General features: G+C 71.6%; 13 protein-coding genes and 2 pseudogenes. 11 read left to right on the top strand and 4 right to left on the bottom strand.

The genetic code is table 11. The features are described from left to right. Positions 1-66: 66 nt before the first annotated feature. Complete coding sequence (locus WJ438_RS12180) at positions 67-723, bottom strand: NADAR family protein (RefSeq protein WP_406725259.1); 657 nt, start codon at positions 721-723, stop codon at positions 67-69. Between the two features lie 222 nt (positions 724-945). On the opposite strand from WJ438_RS12180, the gene WJ438_RS12175 reads away from it, so the two are divergent. The 7 genes and pseudogenes from WJ438_RS12175 to WJ438_RS12145 all read left to right on the top strand — a co-directional run. Beyond that, the gene (locus WJ438_RS12175; RefSeq protein WP_406725258.1) at positions 946-2481 is read left to right on the top strand and encodes a gamma-aminobutyraldehyde dehydrogenase; all 1536 of its coding nucleotides are present in this window, start codon (positions 946-948) and stop codon (positions 2479-2481) included. Between the two features lie 49 nt (positions 2482-2530). Further along, positions 2531-3778, top strand: coding sequence for a PotD/PotF family extracellular solute-binding protein (locus WJ438_RS12170; RefSeq protein WP_406725257.1), 1248 nt, complete (start codon positions 2531-2533; stop codon positions 3776-3778). Between the two features lie 4 nt (positions 3779-3782). Continuing rightward, positions 3783-4949, top strand: a complete 1167-nt coding sequence (locus tag WJ438_RS12165) for an ABC transporter ATP-binding protein (RefSeq protein ID WP_406725256.1) — start codon at positions 3783-3785, stop codon at positions 4947-4949. Further along, positions 4949-5872, top strand: a complete 924-nt coding sequence (locus WJ438_RS12160; protein ID WP_406725255.1) for an ABC transporter permease — start codon at positions 4949-4951, stop codon at positions 5870-5872. The genes WJ438_RS12165 and WJ438_RS12160 overlap by 1 nt, the downstream gene beginning before the upstream one ends. Further along, positions 5873-6673, top strand: coding sequence for an ABC transporter permease (locus WJ438_RS12155; RefSeq protein ID WP_406725254.1), 801 nt, complete (start codon positions 5873-5875; stop codon positions 6671-6673). Positions 6674-6679: 6 nt separating this feature from the next. Beyond that, entirely contained in the window at positions 6680-8083 is a 1404-nt protein-coding gene (locus tag WJ438_RS12150) for an NAD(P)/FAD-dependent oxidoreductase (protein WP_406725253.1), read from the top strand. A 5-nt stretch (positions 8084-8088) separates the two neighbouring features. Beyond that, a pseudogene (locus WJ438_RS12145) lies at positions 8089-8383 on the top strand (hypothetical protein); the annotation flags it as partial. Between the two features lie 133 nt (positions 8384-8516). On the opposite strand, the gene WJ438_RS12140 reads toward WJ438_RS12145, so the two are convergent. Both WJ438_RS12140 and gabT read right to left on the bottom strand, forming a co-directional pair. Then, positions 8517-9155 (bottom strand): phosphatase PAP2 family protein, encoded by a 639-nt coding sequence (locus WJ438_RS12140; RefSeq protein WP_406725252.1) that lies wholly within the window; start codon positions 9153-9155, stop codon positions 8517-8519. Positions 9156-9626: 471 nt separating this feature from the next. Beyond that, a complete protein-coding gene (gabT, locus tag WJ438_RS12135) occupies positions 9627-10961 on the bottom strand; it encodes a 4-aminobutyrate--2-oxoglutarate transaminase (RefSeq protein ID WP_406725251.1) in 1335 nt (444 codons plus the stop codon). Positions 10962-11233: 272 nt separating this feature from the next. Here gabT and WJ438_RS12130 point away from each other — a divergent pair, with 272 nt between their 5' ends. The 4 genes from WJ438_RS12130 (at position 11234) to WJ438_RS12115 (ending at position 18478) form a co-directional block, all read left to right on the top strand. Continuing rightward, positions 11234-13381, top strand: a complete 2148-nt coding sequence (locus WJ438_RS12130) for an ATP-binding protein (RefSeq protein ID WP_406725250.1) — start codon at positions 11234-11236, stop codon at positions 13379-13381. Between the two features lie 278 nt (positions 13382-13659). Beyond that, a complete protein-coding gene (locus WJ438_RS12125; RefSeq protein ID WP_406725249.1) occupies positions 13660-15273 on the top strand; it encodes a PucR family transcriptional regulator in 1614 nt (537 codons plus the stop codon). A gap of 209 nt (positions 15274-15482) precedes the next feature. Further along, complete coding sequence (locus tag WJ438_RS12120) at positions 15483-16943, top strand: aldehyde dehydrogenase family protein (RefSeq protein ID WP_406725248.1); 1461 nt, start codon at positions 15483-15485, stop codon at positions 16941-16943. 1325 nt (positions 16944-18268) lie between these two features. Then, entirely contained in the window at positions 18269-18478 is a 210-nt protein-coding gene (locus tag WJ438_RS12115; protein ID WP_406725247.1) for a hypothetical protein, read from the top strand. Between the two features lie 4 nt (positions 18479-18482). Here the strand turns inward: WJ438_RS12115 and WJ438_RS12110 are convergent. After that, positions 18483-18584 (bottom strand): annotated as a pseudogene (locus WJ438_RS12110) (LacI family transcriptional regulator); the annotation flags it as partial. Between the last annotated feature and the right edge of the window lie 43 nt (positions 18585-18627).

Genomic DNA, 18627 nt, shown 5'->3' with positions numbered 1-18627 from the left:
GGCCCGGGCGGATCGGCCTCAGCGTGTCGGTCCGGCGGCTTCGAGCGAAGCGTGCCGCGTGGCCGATCACGCGTCCATCGCGTTCCGGTTCTTCCGGAGGCGGGTGCGGGCCCGCATCAGGGCGAAGCCCAGGAGGTTCGGGCCGCGCCACTGTTCGGGGTCCGTCGCCCTGTCGTCGGCGGCCGCGAGGCCGATGCCCCACACCCGGTCCACCGGGCTCGCCTCGACCAGTACGCGCTCGCCCGTGCCCAGCAGGAAGTCCCGCAGGTCCGCATGGGCCGCGAACTTGTGCGTGCTGCCCTCGACGACCACGCGGAACCGCTCCCGCCGCCATGTCGCCTCGTCGAAGTCCCGCACCAGCCGCCCCGCCTCCTTCGCCTGCGCCGGGTGCTTCGCGGCCAGTACCCGCTGCTCCCCCTCCGGGTCTGCGAACATCCGGGCCTTGGCCGCCATCATCCAGTGCTCGGCGGTCGCGTAGGTCACGCCGCCCACCGTGAACGGCGCCGGCCACCACTGGCTCAGGCAGCTCGCTCCGATCCGGCCGTCGGGCAGCGGCCGGTGCCCCCAGAAGTGCAGGTACTTGACCCGCTTCCCGGCCCTCAGCGCCTCGATCAGAGCCTCCCGGGAACCGATCGCCCCCGTCGTGTCCCCTGTCGCGCCCACCGCCGTTCCCGTGGCGCTCTGCGTTCCCGTGGCGCCCTCCGTCCCCGTGATTTTCTCCATGTGCGCGAGTCTGGCAGGCGCCACCGACAGTCCGGTCCGAGAGTCCGGTCCACCAGCCCGGTCCGCCGTTCCACGACACCTCGGCACCCCGTCGACAGATTTCGTCGCGTAACCAAATGGAAACAACGGAATCACTTGTTGAGGTCGCATTGCTCTGTCAGGATCGGCATCCAAATCGAGCTGGAGCCACGCCGCCCCCTCGGGGAGACGGAGGAGAGCGACATGCAGCACCCGGGCCATGCCGCACCGGAACGACGTCCCGCCCAGGACCGGTTCGCCGACGGGCCGCACTTCGTCGCGGGACATCCGGCGAAGGGCACCTCGGGCCGTACGCACACGGTCGTCGACCCGGCCACCGGTGAGGAGGTGTACACCTACGAACTCGCCGGCACCGATGACGTGGACGCGGCCGTCGCCGCCGCGCGAGAGGCGTTCCCGGGGTGGGCCGGTGCCACCCCGGGCGAGCGTTCCGACGCCCTGTACCGATTCGCCGCCGTGGTCGCCGAGCGCGCGGAGGACTTCGCCCTCGCCGAGTCCCTGCAGTGCGGCAAACCCCTGAAGCTGAGCCGGGAGTTCGACGTCCCCGGGAGCATCGACAACATCGCCTTCTTCGCCGGCGCCGCCCGGCGACTGCAGGGCCAGTCGGCCGGTGAGTACTCCGGTGACCACACCTCCTACGTCCGCCGCGAGCCCATCGGTGTCGTCGGCTCCGTCGCGCCCTGGAACTACCCGCTCCAGATGGCCGCGTGGAAGATCCTCCCGGCGATCGCCGCGGGCAACACCATCGTCCTCAAGCCCGCCGAGCTCACCCCGCTGACCTCCCTCCTGTTCGCGCGGGCCGCCACCGACGCGGGCATCCCGGACGGCGTGATCAACGTCGTCACCGGCACCGGCAAGGAGGCGGGCGAACACCTCGTCGGCCATCCCGACGTCGCCATGACCTCCTTCACCGGCTCCACCGCCGTGGGCAGGCGGGTCGCCGAGATAGCCACCGCCACCGTCAAGCGCGTCCATCTCGAACTCGGCGGCAAGGCACCCTTCCTCGTCTTCGACGACGCCGACCTCGACGCCGCCGTCAACGGAGCGGTCGCGGGCGCGCTCATCAACACCGGCCAGGACTGCACGGCCGCCACGCGCGCGTACGTGCAACGGCCCCTCTACGACGCGTTCGTCGAGCGCACGGCCGCGCTGATGGAGACCGTGCGGCTCGGCGATCCCTTCGCTCCCGGCACCGACCTCGGCCCGCTGATCTCGCACGCCCAGCGCGACCGGGTGGCCGGCTTCGTCGACCGGGCGCGTGCCTACGCGCGCGTGGTGACCGGCGGCGAGGCCCCGGGCGCGGACCTCGCGCGGGGCGCGTACTACCGCCCCACCCTCATCGCCGACGCCCCGCAGGACAGCGAGGTCGTGCAGTCCGAGATCTTCGGACCGGTACTGGTCGTCCTGCCCTTCGACACCGACGACGAGGGCATCGCGCTCGCCAACGACACGCCGTACGGGCTCGCCGCCTCCGCGTGGAGCCGGGACGTGTACCGGACCGGCCGCGCCACGCGGGAGATCAAGGCGGGCTGCGTGTGGATCAACGACCACATCCCGATCATCAGCGAGATGCCGCACGGCGGCTACAAGGCGTCCGGCTTCGGAAAGGACATGTCCGTGTACTCGTTCGATGAGTACACCCAGCTCAAGCACGTCATGTTCGACAACACGGCGGTCGTCCGCAAGGACTGGCACCGCACGATCTTCGGGGACCGATAGCAGCCGGGCCGACCGACCCTCGGCCACTGACCCGAAAGGCACCACGCGCATGGAACAGTACGAGCCCGACCGCCTCCCACCGGCCCGGCCGGCCGCCGTGCGGAGCGGATTCCGCACCGGAAGGGCGGCTCCGAGCCGCCGTTCCCTGCTGCGCGCCGCCACGGGCGGCGTGCTCGCGGCCGGCGGACTCGGGACGCTGAGCGCCTGCGGCATCCCCGCGGCCGGCACCACCCGGGGCGGGGTCCCGGCGGAGGACCGCTCGAAGGAGGAGAAGACCGTCAGCTTCTCCAACTGGACCGAGTACATGGACGTCGACGAGAGCGGGCGCAGGCATCCCACGCTGGACGCGTTCTCCGGGCGTACCGGCATCAGGGTCAAGTACACCGAGGACATCAACGACAACACCGAGTTCTTCGGCAAGATCAAACCCCAGCTCGCCGCCGGCCAGGACACCGGCCGCGACCTCATCGTCCTCACCGACTGGCTGGCCGCCCGTCTGATCCGCCTCGGCTGGGTCCAGAAACTGGATCCGTCCAACCTGCCGCACGCCTTCACCCACCTGTCGCCCCAGTTCCGCAACCCCGACTGGGACCCGGGCCGCGCCTACTCCTACCCCTGGCAGGGCATCTCGACCGTCATCGCCTACAACCGGAAGGCACTCGACGGCATCGAGGTGAAGACCCTCTCCGACCTGCTGGACAACCCGGAGCTGAAGGGGCGCGTCGGCCTCCTCACCGAGATGCGCGACACCATGGGCATGACCCTGCTCGACATGGACAAGGACCCGGCGAAGTTCACCGCCGACGACTACGACGCGGCCATCGCCCGTATCCAGAAGGCAGTCGACAAGAGCCAGATACGCCGCTTCACCGGCAACGACTACACCGCCGACCTCACCAAGGGCGACCTCGCCGCCTGCCTGGCCTGGGCCGGAGACATCGTCCAGCTCAAGGCGGACAACCCGGACATCGACTTCCTCATCCCCGACAGCGGTTACCTGACGTCCAGCGACAACCTGCTGATTCCCAACAAGGCCCGGCACAAGACCAACGCCGAGCGGCTCATCGACTACTACTTCGAGCCGCAGCCGGCCGCCGAACTCGCCGCCTACATCAACTTCGTCTGTCCAGTCGACGGGGTGAAGGACGAGCTCGCGAAGATCGACGAGGACGCGGCGAACAACCCGCTGATCCTCCCCGACCAGGCCATGCAGGCCAAGTCCCGTGCCTTCCGCTCGCTGAACTCCGAGGAAGAGCCGGCATTCGAAGCCAGGTTCGCGAAACTCACGGGGGCGTGACGAGATGAAGACGACGAACGACACGGCCGCCCACGGCGGGGACGTCCGACTCACCGGCATCAGCAAGACCTACGGCGCGTTCACCGCCGTACACCCCCTCGACCTGACCGTGCCCCAGGGCTCCTTCTTCGCGCTGCTCGGCGCGTCCGGCTGCGGCAAGACCACCACGCTGCGGATGATCGCCGGCCTGGAGGAACCCACCGCCGGCACCGTCCACCTCGGCGACCAGGACGTCACCGCGCTCCCGCCGTACAAGCGGCCGGTGAACACCGTCTTCCAGTCCTACGCCCTCTTCCCGCACCTCGACATCTTCGAGAACGTCGCCTTCGGCCTGCGTCGGCGCGGCATCAAGTCGGTGAAGAAGCAGGTCGGGGAGATGCTCGACCTCGTCCAGCTCGGCGAGCAGGCGCGCAGGAAACCGCACCAGCTCTCCGGCGGCCAGCAGCAGCGCGTCGCGGTGGCCCGTGCCCTGATCAACCACCCCAAGGTGCTGCTGCTCGACGAGCCGCTCGGCGCCCTCGACCTCAAACTGCGCCGCCAGATGCAGCTGGAGCTCAAGCGCATCCAGACCGAGGTCGGCATCACCTTCGTGCATGTCACGCACGACCAGGAGGAGGCCATGACCATGGCCGACACGGTCGCCGTGATGAACGCCGGCCGCGTCGAGCAACTCGGCCCGCCCACCGACCTGTACGAGAACCCGCGCACCACGTTCGTCGCCAACTTCCTCGGCACGTCCAACTTCATCGAGGCCGATGTCGACTCCAGGTCCGGCGACGACCTCGTGCTGAAGGCGGGCGGCGGCAAACTCGTCCTGCCCTCGGCGCGCAACAGCGGCCCCACCACGACCGGCGGCAAGGTGCTGCTGGGGGTGCGCCCGGAGAAGATCTCCCTCGCCCACGCCGACGACGCCGGACAGATCCCCGGGGGCCGCAACCGGATCACCGGCCGGATCGCCGCCTCCAGCTTCATCGGTGTCTCCACGCAGTTCGTCGTCGACAGCCCGGTCTGCACCGCGTTCGAGGTCTACGTCCAGAACATCGACCGCGACGACCGCCTGGTGCCCGGCGCGGAGGTCGTCCTGCACTGGAACCCCGCGCACACCTTCGGCCTGGACGCCGCGCAGGATGTGGACGCGGGCGTCGAGACCGTCGAGGAGGAGGTCGTCTGATGGCCACGGCCACCGAGGCGCCGCCCCTGGCGCCCGCCCCGGAGACGAAACCACCGCGCAGGCGGGGCCGCTGGACGCCGTACCTGCTCCTGCTGCCCGGCCTGCTGTGGCTGGTCGTCTTCTTCGCGCTGCCGGTGATCTACCAGGCCTCCACCTCCGTCCAGACGGGGTCCCTGGAGGAGGGCTACCGGGTCACCTGGAACGTCGCCGTCTACTGGGACGCCCTGTCCGCGTACTGGCCGCAGTTCGTCCGCTCGGTGCTCTACGCGGCCTCCGCGACCGTGCTGTGCCTGCTGCTCGGCTACCCGCTGGCGTATCTGATCGCCTTCCGCGCGGGACGCTGGCGGAACCTGATCATGATCCTGGTGATCGCGCCGTTCTTCACCAGCTTCCTGATCCGCACCCTCGCCTGGAAGACGATCCTCGCCGACGGCGGTCCGGTGGTCGACGCCCTGAACACCCTGCACGTCCTGGACGTCACCGCCTGGCTCGGCTGGACGGCGGACGACCGGGTGCTGGCCACACCGCTCGCCGTCGTCTGCGGTCTGACGTACAACTTCCTGCCGTTCATGATCCTGCCGCTCTACACCTCACTGGAACGCCTCGACCCGCGGCTGCACGAGGCGGCGAACGACCTGTACGCCAGGCCCTCGACCACCTTCCGCAAGGTCACCTTCCCGCTGTCGATGCCGGGCGTCGTCTCCGGCACGCTGCTGACCTTCATCCCGGCCACCGGCGACTACATCAACGCGGACCTGCTCGGCTCCACCGACACCCGCATGGTCGGCAACGTGATCCAGTCGCAGTTCCTGCGCGTCCTCGACTACCCGACGGCCGCCGCGCTCTCGTTCATCCTGATGGCCGCGATCCTCGTCATGGTCACGCTCTACATCCGTAAGTCCGGCACGGAGGATCTGGTGTAAATGGCCTTCGTCCACTGGCTCAAGCGCCGTCTCGTCGTCATCGCGGGACTGCTGACGCTCGCGTATCTGCTGCTGCCGAACATCGTCGTCACCGTGTTCTCCTTCAACAACCCGAAGGGCCGCTTCAACTACGAGTGGCAGGAGTTCTCCACCGACGCCTGGAAGGACCCGTGCGGGGTCTCCGGCCTGTGCGGCTCCCTGTCGCTCAGCCTCCAGATCGCCCTGTGGGCGACCCTCGGCGCCACCCTGCTCGGCACGCTGATCGCGTTCGCGCTGGTCCGCTACCGGTTCCGCGCCCGCGGCGCCGTGAACTCGCTGATCTTCCTGCCCATGGCGATGCCCGAGGTGGTCATGGCGGCCTCACTGCTGACCCTGTTCCTCAACATGGGCGCCCAGCTGGGCTTCTGGACGATCCTGATCGCCCACATCATGTTCTGTCTCAGCTTCGTCGTGGTCGCCGTCAAGGCCCGGGTGATGTCCATGGACCCGCGCCTCGAGCAGGCCGCCCAGGACCTGTACGCCGGCCCGTTCCAGACCTTCCTGCGGGTCACCCTGCCGATCGCCGCACCCGGCATCGCGGCGGGCGCGCTGCTCGCCTTCGCGCTCTCCTTCGACGACTTCATCATCACCAACTTCAACGCGGGCTCCACCGTCACGTTCCCGATGTTCGTCTGGGGCTCCGCCCAGCGCGGAACTCCCGTGCAGATCAACGTCATCGGCACGGCCATGTTCGTCGTCGCCGTCCTGCTGGTACTGGTTTCCATGGCCGTCGGCGACCGCCGCAACCGGCAGAAGGCGTAGGCCACCATGAGCCGTTGGACGGCATCCCTCTCCGAGGTCCGGCCCCTCCCGTACTGGCTGGACGACCCCGGCAGGCCGCGGCCCGAGCCCGCCCTCACCGGTACCGAGACCTGCGACCTGCTGGTCGTGGGCGGCGGATACAGCGGACTGTGGACGGCGCTGATCGCCAAGGAGCGGGATCCGGGCCGCGACGTCGTCCTGGTCGAGGGGCGCGAGGTGGGCTGGGCCGCCTCGGGCCGCAACGGCGGATTCTGCGCCGCCTCCCTCACCCACGGCCTGGCCAACGGCCTGACCCGCTGGCCCGACGAGATCCACGAGCTGGAGCGGCTGGGCGCCCGCAACCTCGACGCCATCGAGGAGACGGTCGCCCGCCACGCCATCGACTGCGACTTCGAACGCACCGGCGAGATCGACGTCGCCACCGAGCCCTACCAGGAACGGGCACTGCGCGACTGGTACCAGGAGATGGACCGCCGGGGGCTCTCCGGCGGCGTGGAGTTCCTGGACGCCGACGCGGTCCGCGCCCAGGTCGACTCGCCCACCTTCCGGGGCGGCCTGTGGGACCACCGGGGGGTGGCCATGCTCCACCCGGCGAAACTCGCCTGGGGACTGAAACGGGCCTGTCTCGGCCTCGGCGTCCGCGTGTACGAGCACACCCCCGCCCTCAGCCTGCGCACGTACGGCGCCGGACTGGCCGTACGCACCCCCTACGGGCAGATCCGCGCCCGGACCACGGCGCTCGGCACCAACGTCTTCCCCAGCCTGGTCCGACGGGCCCGCGCCTACACCGTCCCGGTCTACGACTACGCGCTGATGACCGAGCCGCTCACCGCCGACCGACTGGCGTCCGTCGGCTGGCAGAACCGGCAGGGGCTCGCGGACACCGCCAACCGGTTCCACTACTTCCGGCTGACCGCCGACAACCGCGTCCTGTGGGGCGGCTACGACGCGGTCTACCCGTACGGCGGCCGGGTGCGCGCCGAGTACGACGACCGTCCGGAGACCTACGCGAAGCTCGCGGACCACTTCTTCACCAGCTTCCCGCAGCTGGAGGGCGTCCGCTTCACCCATGCCTGGGGCGGCGCGATCGACACCTGCTCCCGCTTCTCGGCGTTCTACGGAACCGCCCACCGGGGCAGGGTCGCCTACGCGGCGGGCTACACGGGGCTCGGCGTCGGCGCCACCCGCTTCGGCGCCGAGGTGATGCTGGACCTGCTGGCGGGGGAGCGCACCGAGCGCACGGAGCTGGAGATGGTGCGCAGGAAGCCGCTGCCGTTCCCGCCGGAGCCCTTCGCCTGGACCGGTATCGCGCTCACCCAGTGGTCCCTGGCGCGGGCCGACGCGCACGACGGACGCCGGAACCTGTGGCTGCGCACGATGGACCGGCTGGGGCTGGGCTTCGACAGCTGAGGCCGCTCGACGTGCCCACCCGCGTCCCCGACCGGCCCGGGCCCCGTGCTGGGCGACTTCGGCGACGCGCGGACGGGCTCCCTCGTGCCGCCGGGCACCGCGGGCCCGCGGCCGCTGGGTCGGCACCGGGATCCGCACGGCGGACGACGGCACCTGGATCCTGGCGCCCTGCCCGGGCCGCGTGTCGGCCGACGGGACGCGCCGGCTGTTCCGCCGGACGGGCCGGGCACACTCACCGATCCGGCACTGCTCGGACCGGCCGTGCACGAGGCGGCGGCGGGGCTCGCCGGGCGGGAGGACGTGCAGCCGGGACCGGACAGTCAGCGCCCCAAGGTGCCGCTGGGCCTCTCGAAGGGGGAGCGAGTGGTGCCGGGGAAGGCGAGTGAGCGCGCACAAGGAAGCGAGTGGTGGGGCGTGAGAGCGGCATGGCCCGTCAGCGGGGACCGGTTTCGGCGCCGGGAGCTCCGGCGGACTGTGAACGGCTGTCTTTGCCGACCAGCAGTGACAGGCAGATCAGCAGTACCGCCCCCAGGCACCAGCCCGCCGCCACGTCCAGCGGCCAGTGGTAGCCCCGGCGCACCAGACCGAAGGAGACGGCGGCGACGAGGGCGGCGCAGAGCAGCACGAGCGCGCGGCGGACCGCCGCCGAGCGCAGCAGCGGAAGGAGGAGCAGGGCCGCCGCGCCGTACGCCACGACGGCGGTGACGGTGTGGCCGGAGGGGTAGTAGCCGAGCGCCGGAGGCACGGCCGGGGTGCCGGGGCGGTCGGTCCACGCCTTCAGGGGCACGACGAGCACCGGCACCAGGCCCATCGCCACGCTTCCGGCGGCGGGCGCCAGCCACCAGCGGTCCGTACCCGCGGCACGCCCGTGCCACGCGGCATACCCCAGCGCGCTCACCAGGGCGGGCACGGCCACTTCGACGTTGCCGAGGTCGGCGAACACCTCGGAGGCCCGGTCCGGACGGACGAGGGCCCTGCTCAGCCGCTCGTCCAGGCCCACCAGGGGACCGTCGACGACGACCTGCCAGGTGATCAGCGCGAAGAGGAGAACGGGCGGTCCGAGCAGCAGCATGGTGCCCAGCTTCGCAGGCGGGCCGGGGCGGGCCGAAGAGCCAGTGTGTCGTGGCATGCCGAAGGGCCAGTGCAAGGGGGGAGCACTGGCCCTTCGGGGAACGGCCCGCCGTCCGTGAGGCGCGGGCGGCCGTCCGGATCGGAACGCCGCGCGCCCCGGGGGGTTTGGGGCGGGCGACTGTCCGATCGGGGAGGAGACCCGAACCTGGGGGCTCCGGTTGTGTGCGCGAGGGCACGACCAGGTCGAAGCTGGGGAGGCCTCGGCCCGAACCGCTCACAGTCCCCTGTGAGCGGCCGTATCTCTCATCTCGGTAGAACCTACGGCAGGGGGTGGGCCCGCGACAGGGCCGACGGATACCTGTCATCCACCCCGCACACGTTCTTCACACGCTCTGCCGCTCGCCGCCCCGGCAATGGAATCCGGGGCGGCTCACCCGCTCCTGCGACGGCTCAGATGTGCGCGAAAGCCTGCTCAGACACGTGCGAACGCCTGCTCGATGATGTCCAGGCCCTCGGTCAGCAGGTCCTCGCCGATGACCAGCGGCGGCAGGAAACGCAGCACATTGCCGTAGGTGCCGCAGGTCAGCACCAGCAGGCCCTCCTGGTGGCAGGCCTTGGCCAGCGCGGCGGTCGCCTCCGGGTTCGGCTCCTTGGTCGTACGGTCCTTGACCAGCTCGACGGCGATCATCGCGCCGCGGCCCCGGACCTCACCGATGACGTCGAACTTCTCGGCCATCGCGGTCAGCCGGGCCTTCATGACCGCCTCGATCGCCTTGGCCTTCCCGTTGAGGTCCAGCTCCTTCATCATCTCGATGGCGCCGAGCGCACCCGCGCAGGCCACCGGGTTGCCGCCGTACGTGCCGCCGAGGCCGCCCGAGTGCGCCGCGTCCATGATCTCCGCGCGGCCGGTCACCGCGGCGAGCGGCAGCCCGCCGGCGATGCCCTTGGCGGTGGTGATCAGGTCCGGGACGACACCCTCGTCCTCGCAGGCGAACCACTGGCCGGTGCGGCAGAAACCGGACTGGATCTCGTCGGCGACGAACACGATGCCGTTGTCCTGCGCGAACTTGCTGAGCGCGGGCAGGAAGCCCTTCGCCGGCTCGATGAAGCCGCCCTCGCCGAGCACCGGCTCGATGACGATCGCGGCCACGTTCTCCGCGCCGACCTGCTTGGAGATCTGGTCGATGGCCTGCGCGGCGGCCTCCGGACCCGCGTTCTCGGGGCCGGTCGGCCAGCGGTAGCCGTAGGCCACCGGGACGCGGTACACCTCGGGCGCGAACGGGCCGAAGCCGTGCTTGTACGGCATGTTCTTCGCGGTCAGCGCCATGGTGAGGTTGGTGCGGCCGTGGTAGCCGTGGTCGAACACGACGACCGCCTGCCGCTTCGTGTAGGCCCGCGCGATCTTGACGGCGTTCTCGACGGCCTCGGCGCCGCTGTTGAACAAGGCCGACTTCTTGGCGTGGTCGCCGGGCGTCAGCTCGGCGAGCGCCTCGGCCACGGCCACGTACCCCTCGTACGGCGTGACCATGAAACAGGTGTGCGTGAAGTCGGTGAGCTGGGCGGAGGCGCGGCGTACGACGGCCTCGGCGGAGGCGCCGACGGAGGTCACCGCGATGCCCGAGCCGAAGTCGATCAGCCGGTTGCCGTCGACGTCCTCGATGATCCCGCCGCCCGCCCGCGCGGCGAACACGGGCAGCACCGAGCCCACGCCCTGTGCGACCGCGGCGGTACGACGGGCCTGCAGCTCCTGCGACTTCGGGCCGGGGATGGCGGTGACGACGCGGCGCTCCTGCGGAAGTGCGGTCATGAGGGGCTCCTGGGGGGTGTAACGGACACTTGGTTCCTTTTCTCGCAGGCTAGGACGGTGAGGGGAAGCTGGGCATGCTCCATGTGGGCGTTGTTCCGGGGGCCGGGTTGTCCGTGATGGACATAGCGGTGGCACGGGACACGGCGAGGGCTTGGCGCGGACGGGCCTTTCGCCGTGGCGCGACCTGGCCGGGTAAACGGTGAACTCGCCCTGCCGGGGCGTTAGATTGACTCGCTGACGGTGAACGGCGCGGCTGGTCAGGGGGCAGGGCGATGGACAGCGACGGGACGCAGGACGCTCGGGGTACGCATACGAACCCCGTGCCGCGCCCTGCGGGGCCGCCGGAGGTGCCCGCGGTGCCCCCGAGGCCGGTCAGGGCACCGGGCGTGCCGCCGCTGCCGGACGGGTCGGCGTTCCTGATCTGGCTGCGCACACCCCGCCCGGAGGCACTGCCCGGCGTGTGGCGGTTCGGACACCGGCCGCGCCCGGAGGAGGAACCGGAGCGGATCCCGGGGCGGCAGCTGTTCAGCGGGGCCCTGATCGCGTTCCTCGTGGGCTGGCTGATCTGGTCGCTGCTGTGGAACGGGTACCTCGGCGGCTGGTGGCTGCTGCCGCTCTACGCGATGATCCCCGACTCCTGGGCCGAACCCCACAGCTTCGGCGCCGTCGTGGCCGTCTACGCCTATTACCTGCTGATCGCGGGCGCCCTCGTGATCGGAGTGGGGCGGCTCGGCCGCTGGGACGAGATCTGGCGCCGCTACGGGCCGCCCGCATGGCGCCGGACGCCCCCGGAGAGCGGGCGCCCACCCGCCCCCGAGGCCGACCCCGCCACCTGGCCCGCACTGCGCGCCGCGGGCGCCGCGGACGCCGCGGAGCGGCTCGCCGCCGACGCGCGCGCCGGGCTGATGCGGGACGTCGACCACGCCCGCATCGCCCGCGCCTGGCAGGGTGTACGCACCGGCCGGCACTCCCTCGCCACCTTCACGAGTGCGGTGCTCAGCCACGGCGCCGCCGCCTGCCCGCACCCGTCCGGCGCGCGCGACCTGCCCGCCCGGCAGGCCCGGCACGACCTGATCACGGGGCAGGTGCGGCTCGGCACCACCGCCGACGACGTCCGCAACCCGTATGCCTACCGGGGCGCCGGCCTCGCGCTCGGCCCCGAACTGCTCGGCACCTCCCTGCTCGCGGTCGGACCGGCCGGCTCCGGCAAGACCGGCGGTGTCGTCCGGCCGCTCGCCGAATCGCTGTGCCTGCACGCGCTCGCCGGACGGGCCGCCGTGGTCGTCGTCGGCGCCGCGGGAGCCGGACTCGGCCCGGCCGACGCGTACGACGTCGTGGTACGGATCGGCAACCCCGACTCCGCGTACGACCTCGACCTGTACGGCGGCACCACCGACCCCGACGAGGCCGCCGCGGTGCTCGCCGAGGCGCTGGCCGGGGACCTGGCCGACCCGCACCCCGGCAGCGACAGCCGGCGCGCCACCACCGTCCTCGCCCAGCTCCTCGGCCCCTTCCGCGCGGTGCACGGCCGCTTCCCCTCCGTTCCGGAACTGCGCGGGCTGCTCGACGGCTCGCCCGGCCCGCTGACCGCGCTGCGCCAGGGCCTGACGGAGACGGGGCAGGAGTCGCTGCTGCGCGAACTCGACGCCCGGGAAAGGCAGATGGCCCACCCCGGCGACGTGGGCGGGGTCCTCGCCGACCGGGTGGCGCTGTTGGACCGGCCGGCCTTCGCCACGTTCTTCAAAAGCACGGCCTTCAAGAGCGCGGCCGCCTCCGGGCAGTCCCGGCCGTTCAGCCTCAAGGCGCTGGACCATCCGGTGCGGGTCCGTGTCGACCTGCCCGAGCGGGGTCATGCCGACGCCTCGCGGGTGCTGGCACGGCTGGTACTGGCGCAGTTCACGGCGAGTGTGACGGTACGGGAGGACAGGTCCCTGTTCGCCTGCCTGGTGCTGGACGACGCGACCGGCGTGATCACCCCCGAGGCCGTGCGCGGCATCCAGCGGCTGCGGTCGGCCAACGCCGGGGCGGTACTCACCCTGCGCACCCTGGACGACGTGGCGAGGCCGCTGCGCGGACCGCTGCTCGGGACCGTCGGGTGCAGGATGGCACTGGCCGGGCTCACCCCGTGGGACGGGCAGGACTTCGCCGAGGTGTGGGGCAAGGAGTGGACCGAGGCGCGGGACGTCACCGACCGGCAGATCATCGCGGACAGTCCCGCGGGCAAGGCCTGGCACGCGGTGCGGCGGGCCATCACCGGCAAGGCGCCGACCGCGCGGGCCGTCACCGTGCGGCAGGTCGAGCGGGAGCGGTGGTCCGCGTCCGAGCTGGCGCACGCGATGCCGGCGGGACACGCGGTGCTCTCCCTGACCAACGTCAAGGGCGAGCACGCGCCACCGCTGCTGGTGAACCTGCGGGGCTGAGCCGCGGCTGCCCGGCTGCCCGCTCGTCCGGCTGCCCGGTCGTCCGGACAAGGGGTGAACGAGCCGGAGGGAGAGCCGTCCGAATATGCGGTGACGCCTCGACCGTACGGTGGGGCAGAATCGACATAGGTCGTTCATACGTGACGGCCAAAAATTCACCACACTCACCCGACGCCCTGCCGTCCGGTGTCCTGGCCCCGACCACGCGCATGCCTGATCACCGACCATCGGCTCCTCCGATCGCCGGATCCGCCGATCTCCGCCGACCTGAAGGTCCCATGCCCCCGACGCTCGCTTCGCTCGTCCACCACTCCACGCTCAAACTGACCGTGCGGGCGGGCGAGGACGGCCTCGACGTGCCGGTCCGCTGGGCTCATGCCAGTGAGCTGGCCGACCCCGTGCCCTACATGGAGGGCGGGGAACTGCTGCTGATCACCGCCCTGAAGCTGGACGCGGAGGATCCGGCGGCGATGCGCCGCTATGTGAAACGACTGGTGGGGGCGGGTGTCGTAGGGCTCGGCTTCGCCGTTGGCGTCCACTACGAGGACATCCCCGAGGCGCTCGTGGACGCGGCGAGGGAGGAGGGACTGCCCCTGCTGGAGGTGCCGCGCCGCACCCCCTTCCTCGCGATCAGCAAGGCCGTCTCCGCCGCCATCGCCGCCGACCAGTACCGCGCGGTGACCGCGGGGTTCGCGGCCCAGCGGGAGCTGACCAAGCAGGGGCTGACCGGCGGTCCCGAGGGGCTGCTGACCGCCCTCGCCTCCCAGATCGAGGGATGGGCCGCGCTGTACGACGCCTCGGGCGCCGTCGTCGCCGCGGCACCGGAGTGGGCGGGCAGGCGCGCGGCACGGCTCACGGCCGATGTGCGCCGGCTGCGGGAGCGGTCCGCACCCGCCTCGTCGGTGGTGGCCGGGCCGGAGGACGACGACCGGGTCGAACTGCACTCCCTGGGCACCGGCCGGCGCCCCCGGGCCGCGCTCGCCGTGGGCACGGCGGCCGCGCTCGGCACCGCCCAGCGGTACGCCGTCCACTCCGCCGTCGCGCTGCTCACCCTGACCACGGAACGCTCCGGCTCCCTGCGTGCGGCCGAACAGCGGATCGGTGCCGCCGTGCTGCGCATGCTGCTCGCCGGGGAGCCCGACCACGCCCGCGCGGTGGCCGGACACCTGTACGGCGGTCTCCTGGACGCGCCCTTCCGGATCGTCGTGGCCGAGACGGGGACGGCGCCTGCCGTCCGTGCCCAGGGCGACCCGAACGGCGACGCCCTCGGCGCCCTGGCGGAGGCCATGGAATCGGCCGCCGCCCGCTCCGGCGAGGCGGTCCTGGTGGTGCCGGAGCGGGAGCGGCTGGTGGTGCTGGCCGCCGACGGCGGCGCGGCGGTGGCCGCGTGCTGCGACCACGCGGCCGGCCTGGAAGCGGCGCGGAGCGGCGGGGAAGCCCACGAGCCCCTGGTCGGCGCCGACGAGGATGAACTGGTCGTGGGCCTCTCCGCACCGGTCGGCCCCATCGCCGCGTCCGCCGCCTACAAGCAGGCCGGACAGGCGCTGTCGGTGGCGCGGAGGCGGGGGCGGGTGCTGGTGGAGCACGAGCAGATGGCCGCCGGGTCCGTGATACCGCTGCTCGCCGACGACGCGGTCCGCGCGTTCGCCGACGGGCTGCTGCGCCCTCTCTACGCACACGACGCGACCGGGCGTGGCGACCTCGTCGCCTCGGTGCGCGCCTGGCTCTCCCGGCACGGGCAGTGGGACGCCGCGGCGGCCGACCTCGGCGTCCACCGCCACACCCTGCGCTACCGCATGCGTCGCGTCGAGGAGATCCTCGGCCGCTCCCTGGACGACCCGGACGTACGCATGGAATTGTGGCTGGCACTGAAGGCGACCTCGTCCGACTGACGACTGACGCGACGGCCCGGGTGCGACTGACGACGGGCCGAGAGGCAGGGCCGGTGCCGGGCGCGGCGGGCATGCCGGCGACCGCTCGGCCAAAACGGCGTGCGTCGGCACCCGACTGCTACGACTTGGACAAACGACCCGTCGTCACCCCGGCCCTACCGTGGATTCAGAACCAACTCATCTCCAACGCGGAAGGGCCGGGACTCGCCATGCCAAAGGAAGAATCGGCAGCCACCCACGCCTTCTGGCTCGCCGGCCGCCAGGCCACGGGCGAGGCTGCCTTCGACGTCACCTCTCCGTGGGACGGCCGGGTCGTCGGCACCGTGAGCGTGCCGTCCGACGCTCAGGTCGAGGAGGCCGTGGCCGCCGCGTACGCCGTACGGGACGAGTTCGCCGCCACCCCCGCCCACGTCCGCGCCGCCGCCCTCGACCACGTCAGCCGCCGGCTCGTCGAGCGCACCGAGGAGATCGCCCGGCTGATCTCCGCCGAGAACGGCAAGCCGGTCAAGTGGGCGCGCGGCGAGGTCGGCCGGGCCGTGTCCGTGTTCCGGTTCGCCGCCGAGGAGGCCCGCCGGTTCAACGGCGGCGAGGCCCAACGGCTCGACACCGACGCCGGCGGCCGGGGACGACTCGCCCTCACCCGGCGGTTCCCCAAGGGCGTCGTGCTGGGCATCGCGCCGTTCAACTTCCCGCTGAACCTGTGTGCCCACAAGATCGCCCCGGCCATCGCCGCCGGCGCCCCCATCGTCCTCAAGCCCGCCCCGGCGACCCCGCTGTCCGGGCTGCTCATCGGTGAGCTGCTCGCCGAGACCGAGCTGCCGGCCGGTTCCTGGAGCATCCTCCCGGTCCCCAACGACCGTATGCCCGCCCTCGTCCAGGACGAGCGGCTGCCGGTGATCTCCTTCACCGGTTCCGAGCAGGTCGGTTACGCGATCATGGATTCGGTGCCGCGCAAGCACTGCACCCTGGAGCTCGGCGGCAACGGCGCGGCCGTCGTCCTCGCCGACTGGGCGAGCGACGAGGACCTGGACCGGGCGGCGAGCCGCATCGCCACCTTCTCCAACTACCAGGGCGGCCAGTCCTGCATCTCCGTGCAGCGGGTCATCGCGGACGCCTCCGTCTACGACCGGCTGCTGCCGCGCATCGTCGCCGCCGTGGAGGCCCAGGTCACCGGCGACCCGGCCGATGACGCCACCGACGTCGGCCCGCTGGTCAGCCAGGACGCCGCCGAGCGCGTCGAGGCGTGGGTGCAGGAGGCCGTCGACGCCGGTGCCACCCTGCTCACCGGGGGCAAGCGCGACGGCGCCTCCTACGCGCCGACCGTGCTCACCGACGTACCGGCCGATGTGCGGATCTCCTGCGAGGAGGTCTTCGGACCCGTCCTGAACGTGCTGAAGGTGGAAGGGGAGGAGGCGGCCTTCGCAGCCGTCAACGACTCCAAGTACGGCCTCCAGGCAGGGGTGTTCACCCACGACCTGCAGGCCGCCTTCCGGGCCCACCGTGCCCTGGAGGTCGGTGGCGTGGTCGTCGGCGACGTGCCCTCCTACCGTGCCGACCAGATGCCGTACGGCGGTACCAAGCAGTCCGGTGTGGGCCGCGAGGGCGTGAGGTTCGCGATGGACGACTACACCTACGAGCGGGTGATGGTCCTGACCGGCCTCGACCTGTGAGGCGGACCGTTCCCCGGTTCTCGGCGACCTTCCTCAGGTAGCTTCGCGGGGAAGTGGCCCGTCGTCCGAAGGGGTCCGGCACCGATACCTTCCGGCGCCGGACCCCTTCTTCGCGTCGGCCGCCCCCGGCCCTCAACCGGACAAGAAGCCGACCCGCGCGAGCCGCAGCGGGCCGCGCGGCCTCGGTGGCAGGTCCTGTACGCCGTGCAACGCCGTCGACGGCGTTGGACGCGCCGAGTGTGACGTGGTCGTACGGGCCAGACAGTGGGCGTAAGGGGTGCCGAGGTGGTCGATGCCTTACGGACGGCGGTCGCGCCGTCTCCGGCGCCGGAGACCTCGAGTCCGTCCGAGCCCCCGGAGCGCGGCATGGTGGACAGGACGGTCTGCGCCCAGTCGTAGGTCCCGTGGCCGGCAGAGCCGGGGTGGTTCAGTGGGCCTGTACAAGCCTGACACCTGATCCACTGGACGGAATCCGGGGTTCGGCGATCAGCTCTGTCCGTGGCGCACGGATCCGGGCCGCGCCCGCATGACCCACATGTACCCGGCCAGACCAAGTGATCCGCGCACCATGGCGTCAGCCCACGCGGGCAAGATGCTGCCCCAGGCGCTCCCTCCCAGGCTCCAGAAGAGGAGCAGACTCAGTGCGCTTGCCGCTACGACCGCGCTCCCGTACCTGACCAGTGTCGTGCGGCTTCTGCCCAGCCAGGCTCCCAAAAGCCCGGCCGGGATCTGCACCATCACGTGGAAGCTTGCGCATGCCAGCGGCACAGCGAAGAGGAGGATGAAGGGAGCATCCGCGGTGGGATTGCCTGGCGGGGTCGCGTAGGCGGCGTCCAGCATCCACAACGGCGGCACCAAGAACGTGAGCAGGAGTATGGCTCCGCTCAGATGCATGGCGCCAAGGTGCCGCAGTGCGGAATGTGAAGCTCCGGCGCTTCGCCCCCTGGCAGTCGGACCATCGGTTCTCTCGCCCATATTTCCTCCCGCCGCCGTATGCGGGCGTAGGTCATGGTAGTCAGGCGGTTGCCCCGCCCTCGCACGGCGTAGCACCTCCCGCATGGGAGTCGTCATGATCCGCCGGACACGTCCTGGAGGCAGCGCACCGTACTGCCGCAGGAATCCGTTCACCTGGTCCAGGCCGTCTCCTTCTTGGCCTTCGACCTCTGTGGGCCAGAGGCAGGGCGCCTCAGAACGAGCTGTTCCAAAGGCTCAGGTCGGTTGCTTGTGCATGACGATGCGGGGCCGGCCGTACTGTCTGCCGGCACGGCGGTCGATCTCCTGCCAGCCGTGACTGAACACCAGAGGAGGACATCCGGGATCAGGGGGTGAAGACCGCCCTGGACACCCTCCTCACCGCACCGTACGTGAAGATCGGCGACGAGCTGGAAGGGCAGCGGTGTCTGGGCAGACCGCCGCAGTTGACGGATTCCGAGTTCTCGTACCTGCCGAAGCAGCCGGGCGGGGACAAGCGGCTACGGGCCGCGTTGCCACTGGTCAAGAAGGCGATACGCATGCTCGCGATCGACACGGACTGAGCCACTGCCGGGTGTGCGCGGGGATGGACCGCTTGCCGCTGAGGACATGGCTCACCGTGCGCGCCAAGGCTCCGGCGTGCTGGGCGACCTCGGCGAGGGCGACCATCCAGCTCTCCCATTCTCGTGAAGCGCCTCGACGGTCTTTCTCC

The organism is Streptomyces sp. GD-15H, from assembly GCF_045291515.1.
Taxonomy (GTDB): Bacteria; Actinomycetota; Actinomycetes; order Streptomycetales; family Streptomycetaceae; genus Streptomyces.
This window is presented reverse-complemented; position numbering and strand designations above follow the sequence as displayed.